Source organism: Pseudoalteromonas sp. Z1A8, assembly GCF_011378855.1.
Classification (GTDB): domain Bacteria; phylum Pseudomonadota; class Gammaproteobacteria; order Enterobacterales; family Alteromonadaceae; genus Pseudoalteromonas.
Map to the genome: position 1 here is coordinate 82,114 of NZ_WTLB01000003.1, position 25,399 is coordinate 107,512.

Annotated in this window: 19 protein-coding genes; 9 read left to right on the plus strand and 10 right to left on the minus strand. The window is 40.0% G+C overall.

What is annotated here, in order from left to right:
• Nucleotides 1–150: 150 nt before the first annotated feature.
• From GQR55_RS02165 to GQR55_RS02190, 6 genes are all read right to left on the minus strand, one after another.
• Nucleotides 151–1,443, minus strand: a complete 1,293-nt coding sequence (locus GQR55_RS02165; RefSeq protein WP_166419277.1) for a HAMP domain-containing sensor histidine kinase — start codon at nt 1,441–1,443, stop codon at nt 151–153.
• Nucleotides 1,440–2,123, minus strand: a complete 684-nt coding sequence (locus tag GQR55_RS02170; RefSeq protein ID WP_166419278.1) for a response regulator transcription factor — start codon at nt 2,121–2,123, stop codon at nt 1,440–1,442. The genes GQR55_RS02165 and GQR55_RS02170 overlap by 4 nt, the downstream gene beginning before the upstream one ends.
• Nucleotides 2,123–5,311 carry an efflux RND transporter permease subunit gene (locus GQR55_RS02175; protein WP_166419279.1) on the minus strand — a complete coding sequence of 1,063 codons (3,189 nt, stop codon included), beginning with the start codon at nt 5,309–5,311 and terminating at the stop codon, nt 2,123–2,125. The genes GQR55_RS02170 and GQR55_RS02175 overlap by 1 nt, the downstream gene beginning before the upstream one ends.
• Entirely contained in the window at nt 5,311–6,456 is a 1,146-nt protein-coding gene (locus tag GQR55_RS02180; protein WP_166419280.1) for an efflux RND transporter periplasmic adaptor subunit, read from the minus strand. The genes GQR55_RS02175 and GQR55_RS02180 overlap by 1 nt, the downstream gene beginning before the upstream one ends.
• Nucleotides 6,453–7,814, minus strand: coding sequence for a TolC family protein (locus tag GQR55_RS02185; protein ID WP_166419281.1), 1,362 nt, complete (start codon nt 7,812–7,814; stop codon nt 6,453–6,455). Before GQR55_RS02185 ends, GQR55_RS02180 begins: the two co-directional genes overlap by 4 nt.
• A 133-nt stretch (nt 7,815–7,947) precedes the next feature.
• Complete coding sequence (locus GQR55_RS02190) at nt 7,948–8,865, minus strand: LysR family transcriptional regulator (protein WP_206012013.1); 918 nt, start codon at nt 8,863–8,865, stop codon at nt 7,948–7,950.
• Between the two features lie 80 nt (nt 8,866–8,945).
• Here GQR55_RS02190 and GQR55_RS02195 point away from each other — a divergent pair, with 80 nt between their 5' ends.
• The 4 genes from GQR55_RS02195 (at nt 8,946) to GQR55_RS02210 (ending at nt 12,545) form a co-directional block, all read left to right on the plus strand.
• Nucleotides 8,946–10,085, plus strand: a complete 1,140-nt coding sequence (locus tag GQR55_RS02195) for an alkene reductase (RefSeq protein ID WP_166419282.1) — start codon at nt 8,946–8,948, stop codon at nt 10,083–10,085.
• 386 nt (nt 10,086–10,471) lie between these two features.
• A complete protein-coding gene (locus GQR55_RS02200; RefSeq protein WP_166419283.1) occupies nt 10,472–10,729 on the plus strand; it encodes a hypothetical protein in 258 nt (85 codons plus the stop codon).
• A gap of 379 nt (nt 10,730–11,108) precedes the next feature.
• Nucleotides 11,109–11,873, plus strand: coding sequence for a DUF6515 family protein (locus GQR55_RS02205; RefSeq protein WP_166419284.1), 765 nt, complete (start codon nt 11,109–11,111; stop codon nt 11,871–11,873).
• Nucleotides 11,874–12,044: 171 nt separating this feature from the next.
• Nucleotides 12,045–12,545 (plus strand): RDD family protein, encoded by a 501-nt coding sequence (locus GQR55_RS02210; protein ID WP_007587274.1) that lies wholly within the window; start codon nt 12,045–12,047, stop codon nt 12,543–12,545.
• Nucleotides 12,546–12,647: 102 nt separating this feature from the next.
• On the opposite strand, the gene lptG is transcribed toward GQR55_RS02210, so the two are convergent.
• Entirely contained in the window at nt 12,648–13,715 is a 1,068-nt protein-coding gene (lptG, locus tag GQR55_RS02215) for an LPS export ABC transporter permease LptG (RefSeq protein ID WP_166419285.1), read from the minus strand.
• The gene (lptF, locus tag GQR55_RS02220; RefSeq protein ID WP_166419286.1) at nt 13,712–14,824 is read right to left on the minus strand and encodes an LPS export ABC transporter permease LptF; all 1,113 of its coding nucleotides are present in this window, start codon (nt 14,822–14,824) and stop codon (nt 13,712–13,714) included. Before lptF ends, lptG begins: the two co-directional genes overlap by 4 nt.
• A gap of 309 nt (nt 14,825–15,133) precedes the next feature.
• Between lptF and pepA the strand changes: the two genes are divergently transcribed.
• The 3 genes from pepA (at nt 15,134) to GQR55_RS02235 (ending at nt 20,159) form a co-directional block, all read left to right on the plus strand.
• Nucleotides 15,134–16,645: a leucyl aminopeptidase gene (gene pepA, locus GQR55_RS02225; RefSeq protein WP_024604878.1), complete on the plus strand. Its 1,512-nt coding sequence runs from the start codon at nt 15,134–15,136 to the stop codon at nt 16,643–16,645.
• 158 nt (nt 16,646–16,803) lie between these two features.
• The gene (locus GQR55_RS02230) at nt 16,804–17,250 is read left to right on the plus strand and encodes a DNA polymerase III subunit chi (protein ID WP_166419325.1); all 447 of its coding nucleotides are present in this window, start codon (nt 16,804–16,806) and stop codon (nt 17,248–17,250) included.
• Between the two features lie 53 nt (nt 17,251–17,303).
• The gene (locus GQR55_RS02235) at nt 17,304–20,159 is read left to right on the plus strand and encodes a valine--tRNA ligase (RefSeq protein WP_166419287.1); all 2,856 of its coding nucleotides are present in this window, start codon (nt 17,304–17,306) and stop codon (nt 20,157–20,159) included.
• Between the two features lie 116 nt (nt 20,160–20,275).
• Here GQR55_RS02235 and GQR55_RS02240 read toward each other — a convergent pair whose 3' ends face one another.
• On the minus strand, nt 20,276–21,502 hold the full coding sequence (locus GQR55_RS02240) for an outer membrane protein transport protein (protein ID WP_166419288.1): 1,227 nt from the start codon (nt 21,500–21,502) through the stop codon (nt 20,276–20,278).
• A gap of 283 nt (nt 21,503–21,785) precedes the next feature.
• Here GQR55_RS02240 and GQR55_RS20145 point away from each other — a divergent pair, with 283 nt between their 5' ends.
• The gene (locus GQR55_RS20145; RefSeq protein WP_166419289.1) at nt 21,786–22,109 is read left to right on the plus strand and encodes a hypothetical protein; all 324 of its coding nucleotides are present in this window, start codon (nt 21,786–21,788) and stop codon (nt 22,107–22,109) included.
• Here GQR55_RS20145 and GQR55_RS02250 read toward each other — a convergent pair.
• Nucleotides 22,069–23,283 (minus strand): HD domain-containing phosphohydrolase, encoded by a 1,215-nt coding sequence (locus GQR55_RS02250; protein WP_166419290.1) that lies wholly within the window; start codon nt 23,281–23,283, stop codon nt 22,069–22,071. The genes GQR55_RS20145 and GQR55_RS02250 overlap by 41 nt on opposite strands.
• Nucleotides 23,284–23,627: 344 nt before the next feature.
• Between GQR55_RS02250 and GQR55_RS02255 the strand changes: the two genes are divergently transcribed.
• Nucleotides 23,628–25,391 (plus strand): GNAT family N-acyltransferase, encoded by a 1,764-nt coding sequence (locus tag GQR55_RS02255; protein ID WP_166419291.1) that lies wholly within the window; start codon nt 23,628–23,630, stop codon nt 25,389–25,391.
• Nucleotides 25,392–25,399 lie beyond the last annotated feature (8 nt).

The window sequence follows — 25,399 nt, forward strand, 5'->3', positions numbered from 1 at the left end:
ATAGTGGTCGATCCACACGCATTTCTACTCGCGTTACGCTCACATATTTTCTTACTTATAGTTTTAGCAAATTACTTAACACATTACTATCACTAAGTTTTTTATATTCTCAGCGTTAAATTAAATATTTTTGAATGTAAAAAAAGCGTATTAACTAAAATCGACCACCACTTCATAACGCCCTGGCATGTCGTTTACTTCATATACCCAACCATGTCGTTTTATTATTTTTTCGCTTAACTCTAATCCTAAACCGTAGCCAATATTGGTAGGCTTATTTGCGCTATTAGTAACGTGTGACGTATCAGTTTGTGCGCTGCTATTTACTATAATCACGCGGCTACCTTGTTGAGTAATACGCACTTGCCCTTGTTGCGTATGCTGATACGCATTACGAATTAAGTTAGTAAGCACAATGTGGCATGCAGTGGCTTCGGTATTAATAGTCGCACTTTGATTGTCGGTATTTATAAGTACATCAACTTGTTTTGAATTGAGTAAATAATCGAGTTCGTTACCTAAGGTCGTTATTTTTTCGGCTAAGTTTACAGGCCCTGGTGAACCTTGCTGGTCGTCATTTCTGCTAAGCCACAATAACGTCTCGGTTAAATCGCTCATGGTTAAACCGGCGCGTTCAATTCGCTGCAGTGTAAGTTGTTGCTTATCGCTTAAAGGCGCTTTTTCGCTTAAACGGTTCAGTAACTCAACGTTGCTGCGAATAACCGAAATTGGCGTACGTAACTCGTGGCTTGCATAACTTAAAAAGCGCTGCTCTCGCTCAAGGCTATCATGAGCCGAAAGTAAACTGCTGCGCACTAAGGTTGCCAACGTATTTAACTCATTGTAAGTAAAGTCAGGTGGCGCCTGTTGTAAATTTGTTTGATTTAACGATTTAGCCCAACCCCGCAGGGACTCTACCGGTTTTGCTATCTTTTTCATTACCATAAACAAAAAGAAGGTAAACAGCGCTATTGCCGTTATCCCCGTTAACGCTATCCATAATAACCTTTGTATTGGTTTTTCGGGTTTTCCTTTTTTTGGAAGGCGGTTTTCCTCAAGCATAATACGTGATACATAACGAGCTTCACCAGCAGGGTTTTCAAAATACACAACAAAATATAAGTCTTTTGGCATAGAAAAAAACGCTGTTTTTTCTTGGCTTTTTTGCAATATACCTCGCTCTGTAGGCTTTATAAAACGTTTCTTAATCTCATTTGGCACATCCTCCCAACGACTCGCTATTTTAAAACCAATCATTTCTTTCGGTTGCCCGTTTTTAACCTCAGCCGATTGCGAAAGTGCATGCATTACGCCATTCAAGCCTTTGTCTAAACCATCGGTAAAATAGTTAACACTTAAAAACGAAAAACCAATAGCCATTAACGAACTTAAAAGCATCATGCTGACAAAAAAGTACAACCTTAAACTAGGTCTTATTTTCATGCATGTGTCTCATTTTTTAGTTTTAATACAAACCCTACACTGGGAATTGTCTCAAGTACCGCTTGGCAATTAGCTTGCTCTAACTGTTTTCGTAAATGGTAAATATGTACTTTTAGGCTGTTACTGTCGGGCTGCTCGTCTCCCCAAATGGCTTGCATAATTGCGTGTCGGGTAACTGGCTTTTGTTGCTCCCTAATAAGTAATTCTAATAACTTAAAAGTAATGGGTGATAACTTTAAATTGTGCGCCGCAACAGTTGCCGTATGCGCGGTTAAATTAAGCGTTAAATTAGCAAGTGTAAGGCGCTTTACCTCACCACTTTTGCGTTTTGCTAATACTTTAACGCGCGCTACTAACTCTTTCATAGCAAATGGTTTTACGAGATAATCGTCACTACCGGCTGCAAATCCCTCAAGCTTATTGTCGAGGCTATCACGCGCTGTCAGCATTAATACTGGTGTATCAATGCCTCGCTCACGTAATGTTTTGCACATGGTTAAACCATCCATTTTTGGCATGTTTACATCTAATATAATCATTTGATATTGATTACGTTCTATTAAATTTAAGCCCATTACGCCATTACTTGCATGGTCACACTCTATTGACTCAATTTCGAGATAATCAACAATGGTGGTTGCCAAGTCGATGTCGTCTTCAACCAGTAGTACGTTTATCATTAAGAGGCTGTTTCCTGCGTTTTATTTTTAGCACCTAGCGATTTTAGCACAGCATCAATACCGCGTTTAGCGTCGGTTTGAATCATCAATAATGCAGGTATAAGTATTAAGGTAATAACTGTGGCAAACAAAATACCGTAACCAAGTGATGCAGCCGCAGGGATTAAAAATTGTGCCTGAATTGAGGTTTCACTAAGAAGCGGCACCAAGCCTGCGTAAGTTGTAATTGAGGTTAGTAAAACAGCACGCAGACGACTCGTACACGACTCAACTATGGCATCATGCGTATTCATATCCTCTTCTTTTGTTAGTTCGTTAAAACGCGAAACAAGTAATAGGCTGTCGTTTACCACCACACCACTGAGCGCCAATATACCGTTTAATGACAATATGCTAATGGTTAAGTCGTTCCACCAATGCCCAAGTATTGCACCAACTACACCAAACGGAATTGCTACCATGATCAGTAAAGGTTGAACATACGATTTAAGCGGAATAGCCAACAGTACATATATAACTAATAAAGCAGCGACAAACATGCCGTACATTGACCCTGTTGTTTCGTCTTGCTCTTCAGCTTCACCCGCAAAATGAATATTCAAAGTAGGAAATTGCTGAGTTAATTCTGGTATTAAGTCGCGTTGTAAATCAGCCACTAATTCGTTTGGAGCAATCACATCTTTATCTACTTGCGCACTTAAATAAATTGCACGAAGTCCATCAATACGCGTTATTTCATCGTGTTGGTATTCACTGTTAATTGTCGCTACGTTTACAAGCGGTACAACGGTGCCATCAGGCAATCGGATACGCGATTGCATAATATCGGCAGGTGTTTGACGGGCGTTCTCTGGATAACGTACACGTACTTTTATTTCGTCTTTATTACGTTGATAACGCTGTACAATTGCGCCGCCAAAGGCTTGCAGTATTTGCTTTGATAAGCTCGCGGTATCCATACCTAGGGCGCGACCTTGCGCGCTTAGTGTAAATTTTAACTGCGGTTGACCGGGATTTAAATTGTCGTCTATTCCGTTAACCCCTGCCGTATTTTGTAAGTGCTCTTTAAATAGTGCGCCCGCTGCCATTACGGTTTCGTCGTCCCATGCTTTAAGCTCAACTTTAAAATTATCAACCATTTTACGCGTAGCTAATATTTGTAGCTTTTTACTGCCCTCAGGACTTGCGGCTAAGCGCTGCCATTCTTGAGCAAATTCACTTGCAGTGAAAGCGCCATCATCTAATAGCTCAACGCTTACCGTACCACTTGTATCGCTGCTACTAATTACTTGTAAACTGGTTATTTCACTTTTATCTGAATTAAACTTAGTCATTAAGTTTTGCTCAGCTTGTATTGCACTTTGCTCAAGCATTAGTAAGTTTTTGTTTGTTTGACCATAAGCAGCATCAGTTTGCATAACCAAGTTGGCGGATACGGTATCGCCCAGAATGCTTGGGAAAAAACCTACTTTTACTACGCCTGTCATTGGCATACCTATGACGAGTATAAAAAAAGCAATAAACCCAGCAACGACTGCATATCTAAAGCGCAATGAGAGTTCAATAACCTTACAATAAATGTTTTTGCTAAACCAATTTAGACCGCTATCGGCGCCATGTTGTATTTTGGACCATACCCCACTTAACCCTTTTTTAATTTGGCGCTTGGTACTTACATGGGCTAAATGCGAGGGTAATATAAGCTTTGATTCAACAAGCGAAAGCAGTAAACAGATGGTCACTACAGTGGCAAATTGAGAGTAAATTTTACCTAGATTACCAGATACATTCGACAGTGCCATAAATGCAGCAACAGTGGTCAATACCCCAAATATTGTCGGTACAGCTACTTTCATTGTACCCAAAACCGTGTTGTTTATTGTATCGCCATGTTTTTTACGTGTAGTGTAAATACTCTCGCCGACAACAACGGCATCGTCTACTACTATGCCCAGCGCCATAATAAAGCCGAAGGTAGTCATTTCGTTTATGGTCAGTGCGGTGTAGCCATCGGTCATAAAATACAGCGTGCCAAAAAATACAAATGGCAAGCCACCAGCAACCCATAGAGCCACACGTACATTTAAAAATATGGCTAGTATTACAAACACCATAATAATACCGGTCACCGCGTTTTTAGTCAGTAGCGATAAACGTTCGGTGATCATGGTGCTTTTGTCATTCCAGCTTTCTAGCTCTACATTTTGAGGTAATAGACCACTTTCGTGCCACGTTTTTATTACATTATTAGCCTGCTCAACAATGGTGATTATGTCGCTGGTATCACCCATTAGAATTTCAACGCCGACTGCATTTTGTTGGTTATAACGACTTAGTGAGTTGTTATCTTCAGAAAAACTGTCGCTAACAATAGCAACATCACCTAATTTGATTTGCGCGCCAGATGCGGTAGTGAGTAAAACGATATTGGCAAAGTCGCGCTGCCAGTAAGCTTGGTCAGCCGCTTTCAGACGTATAATTTTACTGCTATCGCGTAAACTAGTTGATAGTGGGCTTGATGACTCGTTATTAATCACCTCACTTATGTCACTAATGGTTAATCCATAGGCTTGTAATTTACCTTCATCGATTTCTACTGACATCATCGGATCGAGAACACCCGACTGAGTTACATCAGTAATACCTGATTGCGCTAATAAATCGGCTTTGAGTTTTTCACCTAGGTTTTGTAATGTATGGCGATCTGCATCCCCAAAAAGCTGTAGTGTTAGTGCATGATCTTGCCTGCGCGCTTTATCAATAACAGGTTGCTCAGCATCAACAGGGAAGTTGTTAATTGCATCAACTTGATTTTTTACATCAAAGAGTAGCTCATCGAGTGAATAATCTGTTTCTTTTTCAATGCTAACATGGCTGCCGCTTGCATCAGATGTAGAGGTAATGCGCTTTATACCTTGTACTGTTTCAAGAGCTTCTTCTATTTTGAGCGCAATCCCCTCTTCAGCTTGTAATGCATCACCACTGTCATAAACAACTGACACCGAAACAGTATCAGGCTCCAAACTCGGAAAAGCTTCTTTACGCAAAGTAGAAAGCGACATAATCCCCATTACAATCACGCTTATTAACAATAAATTAGCGGCAACAGAGTTATTTGCAAACCAGTTAATAATACCGTGCAACGGATTATTACTGCTAGGTACTTGAGGTGGTTGATGAGGGCTCATTATTGTACCCCCTCAACAATTGGATTTACCCTCATGTCGTTTAAATAACTAACAAGTGGACGCACAACTACTTTTAAATTACTAACACCCTCTATTGGTGAAATGTATACGTAATCTCCACGCTCAAATACTTTATTGGCTTGTGTGCTTACTAAGTTGTTTTTATCATTCACGTACCAAATTAAGCCATCTTGCGATACCGCTGAAGCAGGCAGTTCAATTACGTTACTTAATTGTTTACCAGCAATTTCAACCGCTAAAAATGTACCTGGTAATAATGGTGTCGCTTGCTCAAACGGTTTATCAAGAGCAACTATAACGCTGCGCTGGCGAGAGCTTTCGTCTAGGTGTTGTTCAAAACGCTCAATGTAGCCAGTCCATTTGGTATTAGTAGCTACATCACTTAAAATCACCTCATTTGACTTATTATTTGCCAGATTTTGCCACTGATTCAATGAAAGCGGCACGGTTATTTCTACTTTGTCAGTGCTGTTTAATGTGGCAAGCGTATCGCCAATACCAACATAAGTACCTAAATCAATATCTCGCGATAAAATAACGCCATCAAATGGAGCACTTAGCTGGGTATTATTTACATCACGCTGTGCTGTTTTAAGTGCATATTGAGCGTCATCAAGCGTGGCTTGCGCGGCTTCTAGCTGCAAGGTTCTAAATACCAGTGGTGAGCTTGGCGCTTGCGTAACACCTGAGCGTTCCCATTCACGTTTTGCTTGTTCCCCTAGATCTTGCTCTTCTTGCAGTGCGAGTTTCGCATCAGCGAGTGTGGCTTTGGCATTTGCGAGGGCTTGTAAGTATTCAGTATTATCTATTTTTGCAAACACCTGCCCTTTAGATACAAAGTTTCCGGTTGCAAACTGCTCACTCATATTAGTCACTTCGCCTTTAACTTGTGCTTTTAAGGTCAGTGTCCAATGCGCCTTTGCTTGACCATGTCCGTTCACATAAGCTTGGTAAGTACCCGCAACAGCATTAATTACCGATACATTTGGTGCAATAGTTCTAACTGTGGCAGATTTTGAGCTATTAGCTTGTTCATCCATTTTTTTAGCGTTATACGCAACAGCAAGCCCTATACTAATAATTGCAACAAGGGTTACAACAACAGGTGTTGGCGAAATTCTCATGACGATACTCCAAGGCCCAAAGCAAGGCCTAAATCTATGCGGTTAGTTAAAAGGGTGTAGTTTATTTGACTAAGTTGAGCTTGCAGGTCGTATACTTTTTGTTGCACTGTTAGCAAATCTAAAATATCAACCAAGCCTTGTTGATATTTACTTTGATAGTTACTAAAACTGCTTTTAGCGCTGGCAAGCGCATTGCTTATTTGTAGTCGTTGCTCGGTTAATGACTGCTCCTGTCCGAGGGCATTTTCTACCTCGTTTACCGCATTTAATAGAGTGTCTTGGTACTGCCAAAATGCTTGTTCAGCATTAAGTTTTGCTATATCAACTTGCGCCCGTAATGCACCGCCTTCAAATAAAGGCGCACTTAAGCTCCCCAATAAACTCCACACTGGGCTGGCTAATAATTCTTGGCTTGGGGTGCTTGCTAAATCACTTAATGACGCTGAAAGCGAAATGCTAGGCAGTAATTCTTTATACGATACATCAACTAAGTAATGCTTTGCCTGAATATCGTAATAAGCACTTTGCAAGTCAGGTCGCCTTGCTAGGTCTTGCGCTGGTAAGGTGCTTAGTGGCTCAATAACGTTTGGTAGTGTTAAGGTATCTGGCAGATACTCAAGTTTATTTGTACCAACAATTAGCATTAAAGCACGTTTTGCTTTTGCTATTTGTTCTTGATAGTTAGCAATGGTTGCGCGAGTAGATGCCGTGCTAGTACGGGCGGTATCAAGCGCTTCTAAATCACCTAACCCATATTGGTAGCGCTCTACAATACTTTGCTCATTATTTTGTAAAACAACTAAACGTTGTTGCTCTATATCGAGTAAATTTTGCTGCAAAATAATATTTAAATAAGTACGAATAACACTCGCTACTAATGTGTCTTTAGCACCTTGATAAGTAGCTTGGTTACTGGCAATAGTCATATCTTGCGCGGCTACGTTGTCAGCAATTTTTTGCCATATATCGGCTTCCCAACTTATACCTACTGATGAGCTATATTGCGTGCCTTCGGTCTCACTGCGCTGCGCGTCAAATCCTGCATCTACACTAAACCACTGACTTGCAGCGGTTACATCACGCTGTGCATAGGCTAGTTTTAATGCGACATGCACTTGATTAAATGATGGATTATTAGCAATCGCTTGCTCAATAAGCGAGTCAAGTCCATCTACATCTACCAAATCGGTAATATAATTTACGTGCTGTGCATTACTTTGTGCATACTCCCAATTAGTATACTGCTCTAGCGACTGCTCAGTACTTTGACCTTGATAACTTGGCTGACTACTACATGCAGCAAGCGTGCAACTAAGTGCAAGTAAAAAACCGGTTGAGTGCTTTGTAAAATAAACCATTTAACTATGCCTAATTCATACCATTACACATAGCTTATTAGGTCGAGGGTTAAGGAGGGGTTAAATGATTTAATCTAAATATTGGGTTGCTAATTTAACAGTAAAAAGTAATCACTTTAGATGTTTTACATCGTTATAAATTTTGCAGCTGCTCTATCAACCACTTATGAATTGGGCTGTTGTTAGTACGTGGATGCCATGCAGCTATTACTTTAAATGTAGGAGGCAGAGCTTCTATTTTTAGTTGCTTAACTTTGCTATTTGGTAATAATCTTGATGGGTAAAACGCTAACATATCGGTTGTATGTAAAATGTCGGGCACGGCTGAAAAACTCGGTACCGACATAACAATATTACGTTTTAGCCCTTGGCTTTCAAACCATTGATCGTGCGAACCACGCAAATTAGCGCGCGATGGCGATACCACTAGCTGTGAATGCTTTGCAAATTGCGCCAAACTCAAAGGCTCAGTGTAAGTAGTGTTACCTATACCGGTAATACACAAATGCTGCTCTTCAAACAAAGTAATATAAGAAAGATTGTCAGGTATAAATTCTGGAAAGCTAATCAATAAATCAAGCTCGCCTGCCGTTATAAGTTGATTAACGTTATCGGATGCAAAGTCGCGCACTATCAGCTTTAAACCGGGGGCTTCGCGACGGGTAATATTAAATAATTGCGGTAGTAAAGCCTGCGTGGCATAGTCGGTTGCGCTTATGGTAAACACGCCTTTATAGGTTTGCGGACTAAACTGCTCGGGCTCTAGTAACGACTCTAATTGCTTTAAAATATGATTAACTGGCGTCTTGAGTCCTTGCGCTTTAGGAGTAGCAACCATGTTATTGCCTTGGCGAATAAATAAGCGATCGTCAAATAAATCTCGTAGCTTTCGTAGTTGCTCACTAATGGCTTGTTGCGTTAACCCCATTTTTTTAGCTACTTGCGACAGATTTTGCAGCTCTAACAAGCTACTGAGCACTCTTAACTGTTTTATATCGAGCCGACTAATACCATTCATAATTGTATGCTGTACAAAAAAGTGTTGTTTCAAATTGTATCTTTAAATCTCTATGCTGCCAACGTTGCTTAACCACTATTTAAGCCTTTATTTGCTTTATAAGAGAATTTAAAATGAAATCAGAATCAGTTAATACCGCCCCTTTATTCTCATCAATTGAGCTTGGCCCTTTTACTCTTAAAAACCGTATTGTGATGCCACCTCTTACTCGCTCTCGCAGCACTCAGCCTGGCAATATTCCTAATGAATTAATGGCTGAGTATTATGCGCAGCGCGCATCGGCTGGCTTTATGGTTACCGAAGGCACGCAAATAGAACCTCGTGGCCAAGGCTACGCTTGGACACCTGGTATTCACTCGCAAGCACAAATTGAAGGCTGGAAAAAAGTAACACACGCAGTACACGCCAAAGGCGGTGTTATTTTTGCTCAGCTTTGGCATGTAGGGCGCGTATCGCACACCACACTGCAACCAAATTCAGGTAAACCAGTTGGCCCTTCAGATATTGTGGCTGACAATGTAAAAGTATTTATTGAAACCGCACCAGGTGAAGGCGCATTGGCTGACCCAAGTGACCCCCGTGCACTAAGTACTACTGAGGTTGGCGAGCTGGTAAACATGTATGCGCAAGCTGCACGTAATGCTCTAGAAGCAGGCTTTGATGGTGTGGAGCTGCATTGTGCTAACGGGTATTTAGTTAATCAGTTTATTTCTGAGCATACTAATAACCGTGACGATCAATACGGTGGAACACTTACTAATCGCCTACGTTTTTTAAAAGAGATTGTTGAAGCAGTAAGTGACGTTGTAGGCGCTAACCGTTTAGGTGTTCGCTTTGCTCCTTTATTTGAAAGTACAGATGAAACACGAGTGTATCTAGGACTTGTTGAATCAAACCCTCATCATACTTATGTACAAGCCGTTAAAGTGCTTGAGCAAGCTGGCATTGCTTACTTATCAATAGCGGAAGCTGATTGGGAAAATGCTCCTGATTTACCACAAGAATTTTATAAAGCAGTACGAGCCGAATTTTCAGGTCGCATTATTTATGCTGGTAAATACACAGTAGAAAAAGCAGTGCGTATTTTAGGTGAAGGTTATGGTGACTTATTTGCATTTGGTCGCCCGTTTATCGCTAACCCTGATTTACCAGAGCGTATAGCGAATAATTGGACGTTTAACGAAGCCGATGCAGCCACTATGTATGGCGGTACCGAAGTGGGTTATAGCGATTACCCGTTTTATCAAAAGTAGTCAACCTAAACTCTAAACGATATATGGGATTGGTATAGAACCGATACGGTTTTATACCTGGTACCTTAATTAAGCTACCTGTTTTGAGGTAAGAAAACGGTGTTGATAACACAGCTAAAATTTTGTTATTAGTTGTTCTCGACAATTGCTCTATCATTGCTCTACCTTCTGCATTTATGCAGTCGTATAGCAGTCATTTTTTAATAAAGTTAACGCTAGATTTAACCTCTCAAATTGATTAAGTATTACTGCGCAATGGTATTAGCGTCAAGAATAGTAAAGATAAGTAAAAGGGTGTAAAGCCTCCCTACAGTTGCCCTGCATGCAGTTGGCATTCAGTTTCAAACGTCAATACTAGCCATGTTAACCACAAACGAGGCAATATTATGAAACTTACATTTATACTACCTGCACTATTAGTTATGGGCACTTTATCTAGTTCTGCATTTGCAGCACCACATGATAGATATACAAAGCAAGAATATAAAAAGGTTCAGCTAAAACGAGAACTGAAAAAAATTAACCAAACTAAGGTAGTTTGGTATGTTCCAGTTAAAGTTGTTAAAAGAAACGTTAATAACACAGCATTTGTTAAAGTTAATGTCATAACGTATCACCCTAGCCTTAAATTTATTAAAAGATAAATGCGCACTTTAAAATATAAAGTCATGTTTGCGGCAATAAACAATGCGCCGCAAACTTAGCTTTTTACACCACTTAAACTCTATTATTGGTATTATCACATCTAAAAGTGCACGGAAATAACGTTTTCTAAGCACAACAAAAAAGTCCAAGTACATAATTTAATAGCAATATTATTAAAATATCTCTCATAATAAATATACTTAAAAAGAACAGAATTACCCTTAAAAATCGTCAAAAACTAGAGATTATGTCAAGAACCGTCAGTAAAATGTAAAAAGCTGTAAGCATAGCTCCGTTTGCTGTTGTATGTCAGTTAACATTCAGTTTGAACCGCTAGTATTGAACCCAGTTATGTAAAAACATAAACGAGGCAATACTATGAAACTTACTTTTTTACTACCTGCACTGCTAGCCATTGGCGCAGTATCAGGCTCTGCGCTTGGAGCACCAAACGAGCGAGAGAATGATAAAAGCTTTAAACGTGATCACGACAAACGTGTTGAATATAAACGCGATGAACGCCGCCATGAAAAAAAGCAGCGTATTGAACATAAAAAAGAAAAACGAGAAGACCGTAAGCAAGAAAAACGTAGACTCGCAAAGCACAAGCAGGAAAAGCGTGAACAATACCGCTACAACCAGCGCAAATATAACTATTTAACAAACCATCATAATTCAGTCTCTTACAGACAAAATCGATTTATAAATCATTTGCCGCGCAATAGTGCCTCTATTAGATTTAATGGTATTTCGTTTACGTTTAATGACGGCCTTTACTACCGTAAAGCTAAAAGAGGCTACCATGTAGTTACACCACCTAGAGGCCTACGTATTAATACGTTGCCAAGAAATTACAGGCATTTTAAGCGCCATAATACGACTTACTACACTTATCAAAATGTGTACTACGTCGCAAATAATGACGGCTATACAGTGGTTGATGAGCCACCAACCCGTCTTAATCAGGCAATAAAAGTGGGGAATGTGAATGATTATAGCTTGGGCCAAACTTACGATTCATTGCCTCAGGCAGCACAGGCCGTAATAATTAACTCGCAGCAGTATTTTAAATACGGCGATATTTATTTTTTACCGCAAATAAGTGGTGACGATATAAAATACCTTGCTATAAAGCTAGGTTAAATCCGCTATAAATTAAAAGGCCTTGCTACCAATAGCAGGGTCTTTTTCATTTCCCCTGTAGGTAATAACTTTAAGTAATAAAATCAATTCCCTCTCTAAGCATTAACATAACTTAGTATTTGTAAGCTTTTTTGCTAAACTACCCCGCATATTAATAGTGAGAGTGTATTTATGTCGGGTGAGTTTCCACGTGCTGGTTTTTGGCGCCGTTTTGCGTCGTTAGTTTACGATACGTTAGCCATTATTGCGTTTGCGATGTTAACTGTAGTGCTGTATTTATTTGCAGTACAAGGGCTTATTTCTCTCGATGTAATTAGTTTAAATGGCGCAGAGGATGTATCTGCCTTTATTCAAAATTCAAATCTTCTTTCGGGTATTCGTACCGCCCTTTTAATTATTGTTACCTTAGTATTTTTTGGCTACTTTTGGACTAAAAGCGGGCAAACCATTGGCATGCGTGCATGGCGTTTAAAAGTACAAACTCTTGAGGGTAATTTAATTAGCTGGCCGCAATCAATTATCCGCAGCGTTAGCGCTTTACTCGGTTTAGGTAATTTGGTGGTGTTAGTCGATTTTAAAAACAAAAAAGCACTGCAAGATTACATCTCTAAAACAGAAGTTATTGCGCTTACTAAAGAAGAAAACAGACGTATTTATAGTGAGCTTGATTAATACTAACTTTTCAAATCGTGAGTTAAGCGGTAATTAAGCAGTAGTTAAAAAGCAAAAAGGGTGACCAGTGGTCACCCTTTTTCGTACTTCGAATAAGTAAATCTATACCCGTTTATTCATCAAATAGGTCGCAAAGCCTATAAATATAATACTGGGCAATACCGCACCTATAATGGCAGGTATTTGGTAAACCATAACTACAGGGCCAAATATTTCATTAGTTAAGTGAAACACAATCCCCGTTACAACGCCCATGATAATACGTGCGCCCATTGTTACTGTACGCAACGGGCCAAATATAAACGACAGCGCCACCAGCAGCATTACCGCAACAGATATAGGCTGCATCAACTTACGCCATAGAGCCAGTTCGTAGGTACTTGTGTCTTGTTCGTTTTGCTCTAGGTAACTTAAATATGACCAAAGCCCAGTGAACGAAAGCGACTCTGGTTTTACCGAAACAACCCCTAACTTTTCAGCTGTGAGTTGCGAAGGATAAAACTCTTCAGGCAGTTGCTCTGTTGTCGTTTTTTCGCTAGTGATAATAACTTTGTTAACGTCACGAAGTAGCCAGCCATCTTTTCGGCTCAGTGCATCTCTTGCTTTAGTAATTTGGGTAAGCTCTAACGATTTATCAAAGTGGTACATATGCACCCCGTTAAGCCTGCCGTTTTCATCAACGTCTTCAATATTAATAAAGTTGCTGCCGTCTTTAGCCCATACACCTTTTTGTGTATTAAACACATCGCCGCCATGTATTGCTTGGTTACGCATTTCTTTAGCGTGCAATTGTGCTTCAGGTGCGCCCCATTCGCCAAGTGCCATCATGCATACAGCCATGAATACGGCGGTTTTCATCACTGAGCCAATTATTTGTAAGCGCGACATACCAGCGGCTTGCATTACTACCAGCTCGCTGTTTGAGGCAAGCGCCCCTAAACCCGTTAAGCCACCTATCAGCGCAGCCATCGGAAAAAACACCACTAAATCGCCGGGTATTGTGTAAAGCGTATAAAGCATTGCAGTCATTAAATCGTAACTGCCGCGCCCTACCGACTTTAACTGGTCGATAAATTTAATTAAGGTGCTAATGCCAACAAGCACTAGCAACGCAAAGCCTGTTGTTTGTAAAACACTACGGCCTAAATACCAATCAAGCGTTTTCATCATGCGCCTAACTCCCGCTTAGTTATAACGGCTTTAAGCCAAGCGCCCAGTGGTCGCCCTTTTATAATTAATAACCCACCTATAAACAATGCGCTAAGATGAATCCACCACAAGCCGATTGAAGGCGGGATTTTGCCATCTTCAACTGCAAATTTAGCGGCATTTAGTAAAATAAAGTAGCCTAAGTACAAGCTAATAGCAGGCACTAGTTTTGCAAATTTACCTTGGCGAGGGTTAACCACACTTAGCGGCACTGCCAATAAAGTAAGTAACGGGATGGAAAGCGGGATAGCTAATCGCCACTGCCACTGCGCTATAGATTCTGACGTATTAATTGCGAGTAATTGATTGGTTGGCACAGCCTCTAACTTACGACGCTGGTGCTCTATTTCTTGTTCTCGTATTTGTACGCTGTAACCATCAAATTCTGTTAAATTAAGTGCAGGCGTTGTGCCGTCAGTCTCGTAGCGTTTCCCGTCAGTCAGCACTAGTTGTTGTTCACCATTTACGGCTTCAACCACAACACCTTGCTCTGCATATACCAAGCGCGCTAGGTTGCCTTTTTCGCTATCGGGTAACTGCGCAACAAATACCTTATTGAGCTCTTTGCCGCCCTTTTCAATATTATGAATAAACACCACGGCTTTTTCGTTACCGGTTTCTTGGAACCGCCCAGCCCGAAGTGCCGATAACCCAGCATCTGCTTTGGCTTGTTCTTTTAATTGATACTCTTGCTCGCTTGCCCACGGCGCTATATACATAGTTAGTGCAGCAGCTAATATGGCAAGTCCAACGCTTGATATAAGCGTTACGCGCACAACATACCATTCACTTACGCCACAGGCTTTAAGCACGGTCATTTCGCTGTCTGCATAAATACGGCTGTAAGCCAAAATAATACCTAAAAATATACTCAGCGGTAGTATTAGCGAGGCTAGTTGTGGAAGTTTTAGCGCAATCATCGATAGCACTAATTTAGCAGGAATACTGCCCTCAGAGGCATCGCCTAAAATACCAACTAACTTTTGTGACAAAAAAATCGTCATCAAAGTTAAAAATACGGCGACCTGCGATTTTAAAACCTCAGCGGTCAAATAACGAAAAATTAGCAATGCTCGCCCCTGTTAAACATGGAATATCACTACGATAGTGAGAATTGAATAGTCAAATAGCTATTTTACCTAATTAATACTGGCAAATAGGCTATTATTATAAGCCATCAAAATTAATTATCCTACCTAAGTGCACGATATAATGTTGCATTAGTAGCCCTTAAGCATATAAAGTTCAATTACACAGTAAGAGTCTAACAAAATCAGCTAAAATAAGAATTATCCTTACATGAGTTACGTAGATAAGACTAGAAAATACTTTTTTAGCCCCAACTTACTAACTTAAATGACTCAAAATCAGGAGTGACAATGGAATTTAACGTAAAAAGTGGTAGCCCAGAAAAACAGCGCAGCGCATGTATTGTGGTTGGCGTTTACGAGCCACGTAGGTTATCCCCCATTGGTGAACAACTCGATAAAATTAGTGATGGCTATATCTCTAATTTACTTCGCCGTGGCGACTTAGAAGGTAAGCCAGGCCAAGTTTTATTATTACATCATGTACCCAATGTATTAAGCGAGCGCATATTGCTTGTTGGTTGTGGTAAAGAGCGCGAGCTTGATGATAAACAATATAAACAAATTATTTCTAAAACTATTAATACCTTAAACGAAACAGGTTCTATGGAAGCAGTCTGCTTTTTAACAGAGCAACACGTTAAAGGTCGCGACACTTACTGGAAAGTACGTCAAGCAGTAGAAACAACGCAAGATTGCTTATATACGTTTAACCAATTAAAAAGTAAAAAAGTAGACCCTCGTCGTCCACTTCGTAAAATGGTGTTTAACGTACCAACACGACGCGAACTAACGATTGGCGAAAGTGCTATTGAGCATGGTTTAGCCATTGCTGCAGGTAGTAAGTTGTGTAAAGACGTGGCTAATATGCCACCAAATATTTGTAACCCAGTGTACTTAGGCGAGCAAGCGCAAGAGTTGGCAACTAATTTTGACAACATCACTGTTGATATTATTGGCGAAAAGCAAATGGCAGAACTAGGTATGAATTCTTACCTAGCTGTTGGCCGAGGTAGTGATAACGAATCAATTATGTCGATTATTAACTACAAAGGCGCGGCTGACGACCAAGCCCCTATTGTACTTGTTGGTAAAGGCTTAACGTTTGACTCAGGCGGTATTTCATTAAAACCAGGCGAAGGCATGGACGAAATGAAATACGACATGGGCGGTGCTGCAGGTGTTATTGGCGCAATGCGTGCACTTGCACAAATGCAATTGCCAATTAACGTTATTGGTGTTTTAGCTGGTTGTGAAAACATGCCTGGCTCAAACGCGTATCGCCCGGGTGATATTTTAACAACAATGTCGGGGCAAACAGTTGAAGTGTTAAACACCGACGCTGAAGGTCGTTTAGTATTGTGCGACGCACTAACGTACGTTGAACGCTTTAATCCTGATACAGTGATTGACGTAGCAACGCTTACTGGCGCTTGTATTGTAGCCCTTGGCGCGCATGCGACTGGTTTACTATCAAACCATAACCCACTTGCACACGATTTATTAAAAGCGTCTGAGCAAAGTGGTGACCGCGCATGGCAGTTACCATTATGGGATGACTATCAAGATCAACTAGATAGCCCATTTGCTGACTTTACGAACTTAGGTGGACGCTCTGCGGGTACTATTACTGCAGCATGTTTCTTATCTAAATTTACTAAAAAGTATAATTGGGCACATTTAGATGTTGCCGGTACAGCTTGGCGCAGTGGCGCTAAAAAAGGCGCAACGGGTCGTCCTGTTCCTATGCTTACTCAGTATTTACTAAATAGAGCTGGTGTAAGTGAAGCCGCTCAAGATTAAACGTTTAGTTTAAATTAATATCTGTTTATAAGGCGCCGTTTGGCGCCTTATTTATTTGTGTATTAATTGAAGCAAACCCCGTTATATGGCAAAATCTGCCTCTTAATTTATGTATATCAATTTGGTATGCATTCAATGTCATGGGAAACCCCGATACAATGAACATGAACGCTAAATTTTTCGTTCTAAAGCAACAAGATGAGTCTAAAGCTAAAGCTGAAGATCATTTTGCTTTGGCTGCTCAAATTGCGGCCGAACAGTATCGAAATGGGCAGCGTGTGTTTATTTGTGTCAACGATAACGAAGCAGCCTGTGCCATTGATGAAATAATTTGGGCATTCGACCCCGATAGTTTTGTGCCACATAATTTACAAGGTGAAGGCCCTAAAGGCGGCGCACCGGTAGAAATTGGTATTACGCCACCTGTTGGCAATCGTAAAGTTTTAATTAACTTGGCTACTCAGTTACCGGATTACATTCGTCGGTTTAACCAAGTTTTTGATTTTGTACCCGTAGAACCAGCTGCTAAACAAGCAGCCCGCGAGCGTTTTAAAAAGCTACGCCAACTCGGTGCCAATCTCACCACGCAAGATATAAATAGCTAGCCAATCAGGCAAACTAACCAACTAATTTAAGTACTTATTTAAGGTTCTGTGTAATGGATAAAACCTACAATCCGCAAGATATTGAACAGTCTCTATATCAAGACTGGGAACAAAAAGGCTACTTTAAGCCATCTGGCCAAGGCGTACCGTATTCAATTATGATCCCGCCGCCAAATGTCACTGGTAGTTTACACATGGGCCACGCCTTCCAAGATACAATAATGGATACCCTAACGCGTTTTAAACGTATGCAAGGTAACAACACATTATGGCAAGTAGGTACTGACCACGCAGGTATTGCAACGCAAATGTTGGTTGAGCGTAAACTGCATGCCGAAGAAGGCAAAACACGCCACGATTTAGGCCGCGAAGATTTTATTAATAAAATCTGGGAATGGAAAAAAGAATCGGGTGGCACTATTACCAAGCAGCTTCGTCGCCTAGGCGCATCGGTTGATTGGGATCGTGAACGTTTCACAATGGACGATGGCTTATCTGAAGCCGTTAAAGAAGTGTTTGTACGCCTTCATAAAGAAAACCTAATTTACCGTGGCAAGCGCCTAGTAAACTGGGATCCTAAATTACACACTGCTATTTCTGATCTTGAAGTTGAAAACAAAGACAAAAAAGGCCACATGTGGAATTTACGTTACCCACTAGCTGATGGCGTTAAAACGCAAGACGGTAAAGACTACATAGTAGTCGCTACAACCCGTCCAGAAACCATGCTTGGCGACTCGGGTGTTGCAGTAAACCCAGATGACGAACGCTACATAGATTTAATCGGTAAAGAGATTTTATTACCAATCGTTAATCGTCGTATTAAAATTGTTGCTGACGAACATGCCGATAAAGATAAAGGCACAGGTTGTGTAAAAATAACACCAGCGCACGACTTTAACGATAACGAAGTGGGCAAGCGTCATCAAATGCCGATGATCAACATTTTCGATAAAGACGCCGCTATTTTAACGCAAGGTGAAACATACACCTTTGACGGTAAAGAGCTTGAGTTTGACGCGCCAATTCCTGAGCGCCTACATGGACTTGATCGTTTTGCTGCACGTAAAGCAATTGTGGCAGAATTTGAAGAGCTAGGCCTACTTGAAAAAATTGAAGACCATGGTTTAACCGTTCCTTACGGCGATCGCTCTGGTGTGGTAATTGAGCCACTACTTACCGACCAATGGTATGTACGTGTTGCACCACTTGCTGAACCTGCAAAAGACGCAGTTAAAAACGGCGACATTCAATTTGTACCTAAGCAATACGAAAACATGTATTTTTCGTGGATGAACGACGTACAAGATTGGTGTATTTCACGCCAGCTTTGGTGGGGTCACCGCATCCCAGCTTGGTACGACAATGAAGGTAACGTATTTGTTGGTCGCGACGAAGCTGAAGTACGCCGTGAAAACAACATTGCAGACAGCGTAACATTAAGCCAAGACGAAGACGTACTTGATACGTGGTTCTCATCAGCGCTTTGGACGTTCTCTACACAAGGTTGGCCAGAAAATACCGATGATTTAAAAACCTTCCACCCGTCTGACGTGCTGGTAACGGGTTTTGATATTATTTTCTTCTGGGTTGCGCGCATGATTATGATGACGCTGCACTTTGTGAAAGACGAAAATGGCAAACCACAAGTTCCGTTTAAAACCGTGTATGTAACCGGCTTAATACGTGATGACAATGGCGATAAAATGTCTAAGTCAAAAGGTAACGTACTTGACCCACTAGACATGATTGACGGCATTGAACTTGAAGACCTAGTACAAAAACGTACTGGTAATATGATGCAGCCAAAACTTGCCGCTAAAATCGAAAAAGATACGCGTAAAGTATTTGCTGGCGGTATTGAAGCACACGGCACCGACGCCCTTCGCTTTACCCTTGCTGCAATGGCATCAACCGGTCGTGATATAAACTGGGATATGAACCGCCTAGAAGGTTACCGTAACTTCTGTAATAAATTATGGAACGCGAGCCGTTACGTATTAATGAACACAGAAGAGCTAGATTGTGGTTTTGCAAGCGGTGCTGATAAAGAGTTCTCATTAGCTGACCGTTGGATTTTAGGTCAATATGAAGCTACCGTTAAAACCTACACAGAACATCTAGATAACTACCGTTTTGACTTAGCTGCTAACACGCTTTACGAATTCACTTGGAACCAATTTTGTGATTGGTACTTAGAGCTAACTAAACCAGTATTGTTTAAAGGTAATGAAGCACAGCAACGTGGTACACGCCATACGCTAATAACGGTACTTGAAAGCTTACTGCGTTTAATGCACCCAATGATGCCATACATCACTGAAACTATTTGGCAGCGTGTTGCACCACTTGCAGGCCTTGAAACAGCAAACACCAGCATTATGGTTCAGCCGTTCCCTGTATATAATGAAGCAAGCGTTGATGCCAAAGCAATGGAAGATTTAGAGTGGGTTAAACAATTCATTTTAGCTATTCGTAATATTCGTGGAGAAATGGATATTAGTCCAAGTAAACCGCTTAGCGTGTTACTTGCTAATGCATCGAGCGACGACATGCGCCGCATTGAAGAAAATAAATCATTTTTAGCATCACTTGCAAAAATTGAAGAGTTCACAATGCTTGAAAACAAAGATGACGCACCAGCATGTGCAACGTCTTATGTTGGCAACCTTGAGATCATGATCCCAATGGCAGGCTTAATTGACGTAGAAGCTGAGCTTTCACGTATTAATAAGCAACTCGAAAAAGCTGAAAAAGGCCTAGCACAAGTGCAAAACAAACTTGCTAACGAAAAGTTTGTTAATAATGCGCCAGAAGCTGTACTTGCTAAAGAAAACGCAAAACTAGCTGAGTTTAGCGATGCTAAAACTAAGTTACTCGAGCAAAAAACTAAAATAGAAAGCTTATAAGCTTTCATAAAAACGCCTATTAACATCATTTAATAGGCATTAAAAAAGCCGCTCACTTTAATAAGTGAGCGGCTTTTTTGTGCCCAGAGCCTAAGCTCTAAGCATTTATACAAATATTAGAATTTGTAGTTGTATTGAGCGCCAATAAGTACTGCATTACCTTCTGACTCAAACTCAAATCCATCTTCTTCAAAGTTCTGAGTTTTACCACGGATAATACTTACACCTAAATCAACATTTGATTGCTGGTCAATTGCGTAGTTACCGCCAAATGAGAACCAAAAACGATCTGTATCTGGGATAGAGATCGACAGGTGATTTTGTGATACTGGAGACTGATCAAATGCTACACCAGCACGAAGTAATAAGTCTTCGCTATATTGGTAATCAGTGCCTACTGAATAGCGGAAAGAATCTGAGAAATCTTCTGTTTTTTCAAAACCTTGCTCTGGAGTCAAACCAACTTCAGCTTCTAATTTGTCAAAGCTGCTCCAACCTGTCCATGCTACGCTGTAATGTAAACCTAACTTTTCATCTAACTGGTGTGAGCCAGAAAACTCAGCCATAGCAGGTAAAGTTATATCAACAGAGCCTGAGCGCTCAGCAATACCACGTGCAGTACTTGAGTAAGTACCTTCAAACGTTATATCTGTTTCTGTACGATAATTAAAACCAAAACGACTGTTTTCGTCTAATTGATACATTAGGCCAACATTTAAAGCGTATCCAGTGTCATCACCTTCAAGATTTACAACTTCAGTTTGGGCCGGGTAAGGTAATGGAGTCTCACCTAAATGTCGAACAATTTCGGCCTCTGCATAAACCACATTCAAGCCAATACCATAGCTAAACTTTTCAGTAACTTTATAAGCAACGCTTGCATTTAAGTTAACAGTAAATATTTCTGTTTTACCTGCAATCTGTCCTGCTGCATAGTCATCATCAAAGTCTGTTGATAAACCAAAGTTAGAAAATGCACCAAAACCAAGTGAGATTTTATCGCTGTAAGGCATAGTAAAGTAAGCTGCTGGTACCACTGCACTTGGTGCAATGCTATCGTCATCTAATGATGACTCATCAATACCTGCTGGGGCACTTTCACCTTCTAAGCTTACATCTGGAATTACGCCAATAGCAGCAACACTTAACTGCTTATCTTTAAATAAAGTCATTAGTGCTGGGTTACGTGCAACTACAGACGCGTCGTCTGCGATAGAAGCCTCACCAGCGTATGCACGGCCTAAACCCGATGCATTTTGCTCTGATAATTGAAACGCGGCTGCAAAACTATCAGCCGAAACAAATGCAAGCGAAGCTGCAATAAGAGTTTTAGAAAATTTCATTGTTGAGTCCTTAACCAAACTGACTGTTTGGGTACTATGTGTGTTGTTATTAGGATTTAAAGCGTGGTTACACTACCTTAATTTTTTGTAAAAAACCCTATGAATGCGTCAAAAAACGGTAAAAAACATGTTTTTTAACGACATCTTAACAACTATTTAAAGCTCATCGGATGAGAAGTGTGGTATTAGAGTAAACACTCTAAATGTAATTAATTATCATTTAGATTGACTTGGAATTAGTAGCCACTTACACTCATTATAAAATCGCAAAGGAAGTAAAACTGTGATCATTTTATTTATTATTACAGGGTTAATATTTTGTGGGGCGAGTGTATTTTGCTTTTACAAAGCAAATTACTGTGCATGTACTCAAGCAGGACAATGCGATAACCCCGTAAACCATTATTGGTTAGGGGCAATGTTAAATGCGTTGATCTCTTTAGCGCTGTGTTGTTTTGCATTGCACGTAGAGCTAGGTACTTTGTTATGGCTAACACTGATGGGAAATTGCTTTCTAGGGGCGTTTATTTCTGCAAAGCAAACTAAAAAAAGACAATGTAGTAAAACTAATTCAACAAATGCTCTTTTAGCAGGCGAGACAAATTAATCTGATAATCTAAGGGCTTAACACTTGCTAGTATTTTAAGCTCTTGAGTATGATCGCTTAAGTCTATGTCTTTAGGTGTAACATGATGGTTATGCTTAGCGTTATAAAATAGCTTGATTTTAGGTTTAATAGGATTAAGTATATTCCCCTCAAGCACTAGCGCTAAACGCTCATTCGTTAGTTTTACAATAGTTCCTACCGGATGAACCCCTAAGCATTTTATAAACCGCTGCACTAACTCACCATCAAACAAGTGTTTATTGGCTAATAAATAGCGCAATGCATTTATAGGTTCATCACCATCTTGATGCATTCTATCGGCAGTCATTGCATCGTACACATCTACAATTGCCATTATACGGGCTGGGCGACTTAACTTTTCAGCCTGCAGACCTCGCGGATAACCCGAGCCATCTAAGCGCTCATGATGATTTACTATCATATCGAGCATGAGCGGTGTTATGCCCTTTTCACCTTTAACTAAACCTAATCCCTGCGCTACATGCTTTTTAATCGCAGCCAGCTCATTATTAGTAACCTTGGTTGGCTTTGAAAATATACCTTGAGGTAACTTTGCTTGGCCTAAATCATGAAGTAATGCCCCCATAGCAAGCTCTTGTACAACAGCCTGCTCATACCCCAAATATTTAGCAAATACAGCGGCAAAAATGGCGCAGTTGATCATATGACGCCAGTTATAGCTGTGTTTATCTTTTATACGAGTAAGAATAGTCATGGCGTTAGCGTTGCGAAAAACAGAGCTAACTATCTCGCAGGCTATTTCATCAAGCACTTTTATATTAACACTCAGGCCAGATGTTAAATCGCCATATAACGATTGTAGCTTTCGGCCGTGCTGATCGTAATTTACAGTCGCTTTAGCAAATTCTTGTTCAATTGAAATTGCTATAGGTGTTTTTTTTACTTTTTGTTGGCTATTAGATGTTTTAGGTGTGCTTTGCGGCTTATATTTAGCAGGAATAGCCGCATCGCCTTTAGTAAAATCTATAAGTAGCTCTAATACACCTTCAGAGACTAAGCGCTTAATAATAGAGTTATCTCGTACCAAGCCACTGGTCTTAATTTTTATGCTGTTAATCCCTTCATGTTGTTTAGTAACGCTATCAACGTACATACCAGGAGTAAGCTCAGACACAGGTAAAGTAATTAGCATAAAGGCGGGATTTTTCTATTAAGGAATATGTACCTTAAATAGCATTAATTAAGCCTAAAAGTCTAGCTTTTGAGTTGTAAGTAGTTATATATAACTAAAAGTATTATTTACAGCCATGCCAATTGTTACTTTAAGTTATTTGGCTTATTAATAATTAAACACCTTCACCTCAGCTACGCTTGAGTATCTATCGCTAAGAGCAGACGGTTTAGTTAACAGGATTATCTAATCATTATAAAAAAGCGAACTTTGTTAACCTTTATTGAACACAATATTGTTTTGTCTCGGTCCAGTATATACAGCACTTAATAACAACTGCTTTAAATACTTAAGAGTACTAATATATGACAAAACTAAACCAACCCGTATCAAACCTAAGTGTCGCGGCAATAAACACAGCCTCGCCTTTGGGTCATATATTAAAAGTAGCTGCTCCACTGCTCGATAGCCTATTGGGCATAAATAAACTGCGTAATATTTATCTATCTAATAATTTATCGGGTTTGGATAAACAAGAATTTAGTGAAAAGCTTTTAAATGTATTAGGTATTAACGTACTTGGTGCACAAGGTGTTATTAACAAAATACCAAAGCAAGGCCCTTGCATAGTGGTATGCAACCACCCTTATGGCATGGTTGAGGGTGTCATAATTGCAAAATTACTCACTCACTATCGCAGTGATACAAAAGTAATGGCTAACGTTGGCTTAAAAATATTTAAAGAAATTAAAGACTATTTTATTTTTGCTAATCCACTAAAACCAAAAGCAGCTATTAATACCAGCGCAATTAAACAGTGTTTTAGTCATGTTAAAAATGATGGCCTACTTGTGGTTTTTCCTGCGGGCAGACTGTCATTTTTTCAATCAGAAAAGCAACGTGTAACCGACGGAGAATGGAATCGCTTAGCAGCTCAACTAGCTTTAAAAACAAAAGCACCTTTATTACCGGTATTTATTAGTGGTCAAAATAGCTCTATGTTTTACCGTTTGGGACGTATTTACTACCGATTTAGATTATTAATGCTAATACGCGAATTACTAAAAGTTCAAAAAAGATCTATTAACTTAAGTGCTGGTAATTTACTTACACCCAAACTATTAAATAAGTTTGAAAAAACTGACGATATAAACGCACTTGCACGCCTGCAGTGTTATTTAAACGATGAGCGTTTTATAGTGCCTTGGCAAGAGGATAACCAATCAACGCAGCTCAAAGCTATTATACAGGGCGTTGATAAAACAAAAATGACAAATGAGCTTGCCAACTTACTAAGCGAGCAGCACTTGCTCGACTTTAAAAGTTACTCCGTTTATTACGGTTATCAAGAACAAATACCTGATTGCGTTGCTGAAATAACACGCCTTAGAGAAATAACCTTTCGTACACTAAACGAAGGAAGCGGCGAGCCATGCGATACAGATAAGTTTGACGCAACTTATATGCATTTATTTATTTTTGATCATAAAAATGAAGAGATCATTGGGGCTTATCGCATTGGGCAAACTGACTTATTACAAAAAAATAGCGACGTAAACGCCCTTTATTTGTCGCAGATGTTTAACTTTGAACCCTCGTTTATTAATCAGCAACAACCCTGCCTAGAAATGGGCCGCTCGTTTATAGTTCAAAAACATCAAGGCAGTTACCATGGCTTATTGCTGCTATTTAAAGGGATTGGTGCGTTTATGGCGCAAAACCCACGTTATAGAACCTTGTATGGCACGGTTTCACTAAGTAAGCTTTATGACCCTCGTTCTGTCGCAATTATTGACCATATCATGGTTAATAATAAACAAGGTGTTAGCGCCAATACGCCTTTTAATAATAAGATTCACCCTGAATTTGAAGACTTCACTAGTAATCATACGTTAGATATCGAACATGTATCAGCGTTGGTTATGGGAATCGAAGAAGATAAAAAAGACATACCGATTTTATTAAAACAATATCACAAGCTAGGCGCCCAATTTCATTGTATGGGGATTGATAGCAACTTTAATCACACGCCAGGATTACTTTTAAGTGTGCATTTACCAAGCGCACCTGGAAAGCTACTTAAGCTCTACCTTGGCGATAAAAAAGATGATTATATAAACCACTCGTAATTTTTACC

What these genes read in the sequence shown, in the direction of transcription:
- GQR55_RS02165 (WP_166419277.1), bottom strand. Translation starts at nt 1,443, where the DNA reads ATGAAAATAAGACCTAGTTTAAGGTTGTACTTTTTTGTCAGCATGATG.
- GQR55_RS02195 (WP_166419282.1), top strand. Translation starts at nt 8,946, where the DNA reads ATGAAATCAGAATCAGTTAATACCGCCCCTTTATTCTCATCAATTGAG.
- GQR55_RS02250 (WP_166419290.1), bottom strand. Translation starts at nt 23,283, where the DNA reads ATGCTAATTACTTTACCTGTGTCTGAGCTTACTCCTGGTATGTACGTT.
- GQR55_RS02255 (WP_166419291.1), top strand. Translation starts at nt 23,628, where the DNA reads ATGACAAAACTAAACCAACCCGTATCAAACCTAAGTGTCGCGGCAATA.
- GQR55_RS02200 (WP_166419283.1), top strand. Translation starts at nt 10,472, where the DNA reads ATGAAACTTACATTTATACTACCTGCACTATTAGTTATGGGCACTTTA.
- GQR55_RS02175 (WP_166419279.1), bottom strand. Translation starts at nt 5,311, where the DNA reads ATGAGCCCTCATCAACCACCTCAAGTACCTAGCAGTAATAATCCGTTG.
- lptG (WP_166419285.1), bottom strand. Translation starts at nt 13,715, where the DNA reads ATGATGAAAACGCTTGATTGGTATTTAGGCCGTAGTGTTTTACAAACA.
- GQR55_RS02170 (WP_166419278.1), bottom strand. Translation starts at nt 2,123, where the DNA reads ATGATAAACGTACTACTGGTTGAAGACGACATCGACTTGGCAACCACC.
- GQR55_RS02205 (WP_166419284.1), top strand. Translation starts at nt 11,109, where the DNA reads ATGAAACTTACTTTTTTACTACCTGCACTGCTAGCCATTGGCGCAGTA.
- GQR55_RS02230 (WP_166419325.1), top strand. Translation starts at nt 16,804, where the DNA reads ATGAACATGAACGCTAAATTTTTCGTTCTAAAGCAACAAGATGAGTCT.
- GQR55_RS02180 (WP_166419280.1), bottom strand. Translation starts at nt 6,456, where the DNA reads ATGAGAATTTCGCCAACACCTGTTGTTGTAACCCTTGTTGCAATTATT.
- GQR55_RS02235 (WP_166419287.1), top strand. Translation starts at nt 17,304, where the DNA reads ATGGATAAAACCTACAATCCGCAAGATATTGAACAGTCTCTATATCAA.
- pepA (WP_024604878.1), top strand. Translation starts at nt 15,134, where the DNA reads ATGGAATTTAACGTAAAAAGTGGTAGCCCAGAAAAACAGCGCAGCGCA.
- GQR55_RS02210 (WP_007587274.1), top strand. Translation starts at nt 12,045, where the DNA reads ATGTCGGGTGAGTTTCCACGTGCTGGTTTTTGGCGCCGTTTTGCGTCG.
- GQR55_RS02185 (WP_166419281.1), bottom strand. Translation starts at nt 7,814, where the DNA reads ATGGTTTATTTTACAAAGCACTCAACCGGTTTTTTACTTGCACTTAGT.
- GQR55_RS02240 (WP_166419288.1), bottom strand. Translation starts at nt 21,502, where the DNA reads ATGAAATTTTCTAAAACTCTTATTGCAGCTTCGCTTGCATTTGTTTCG.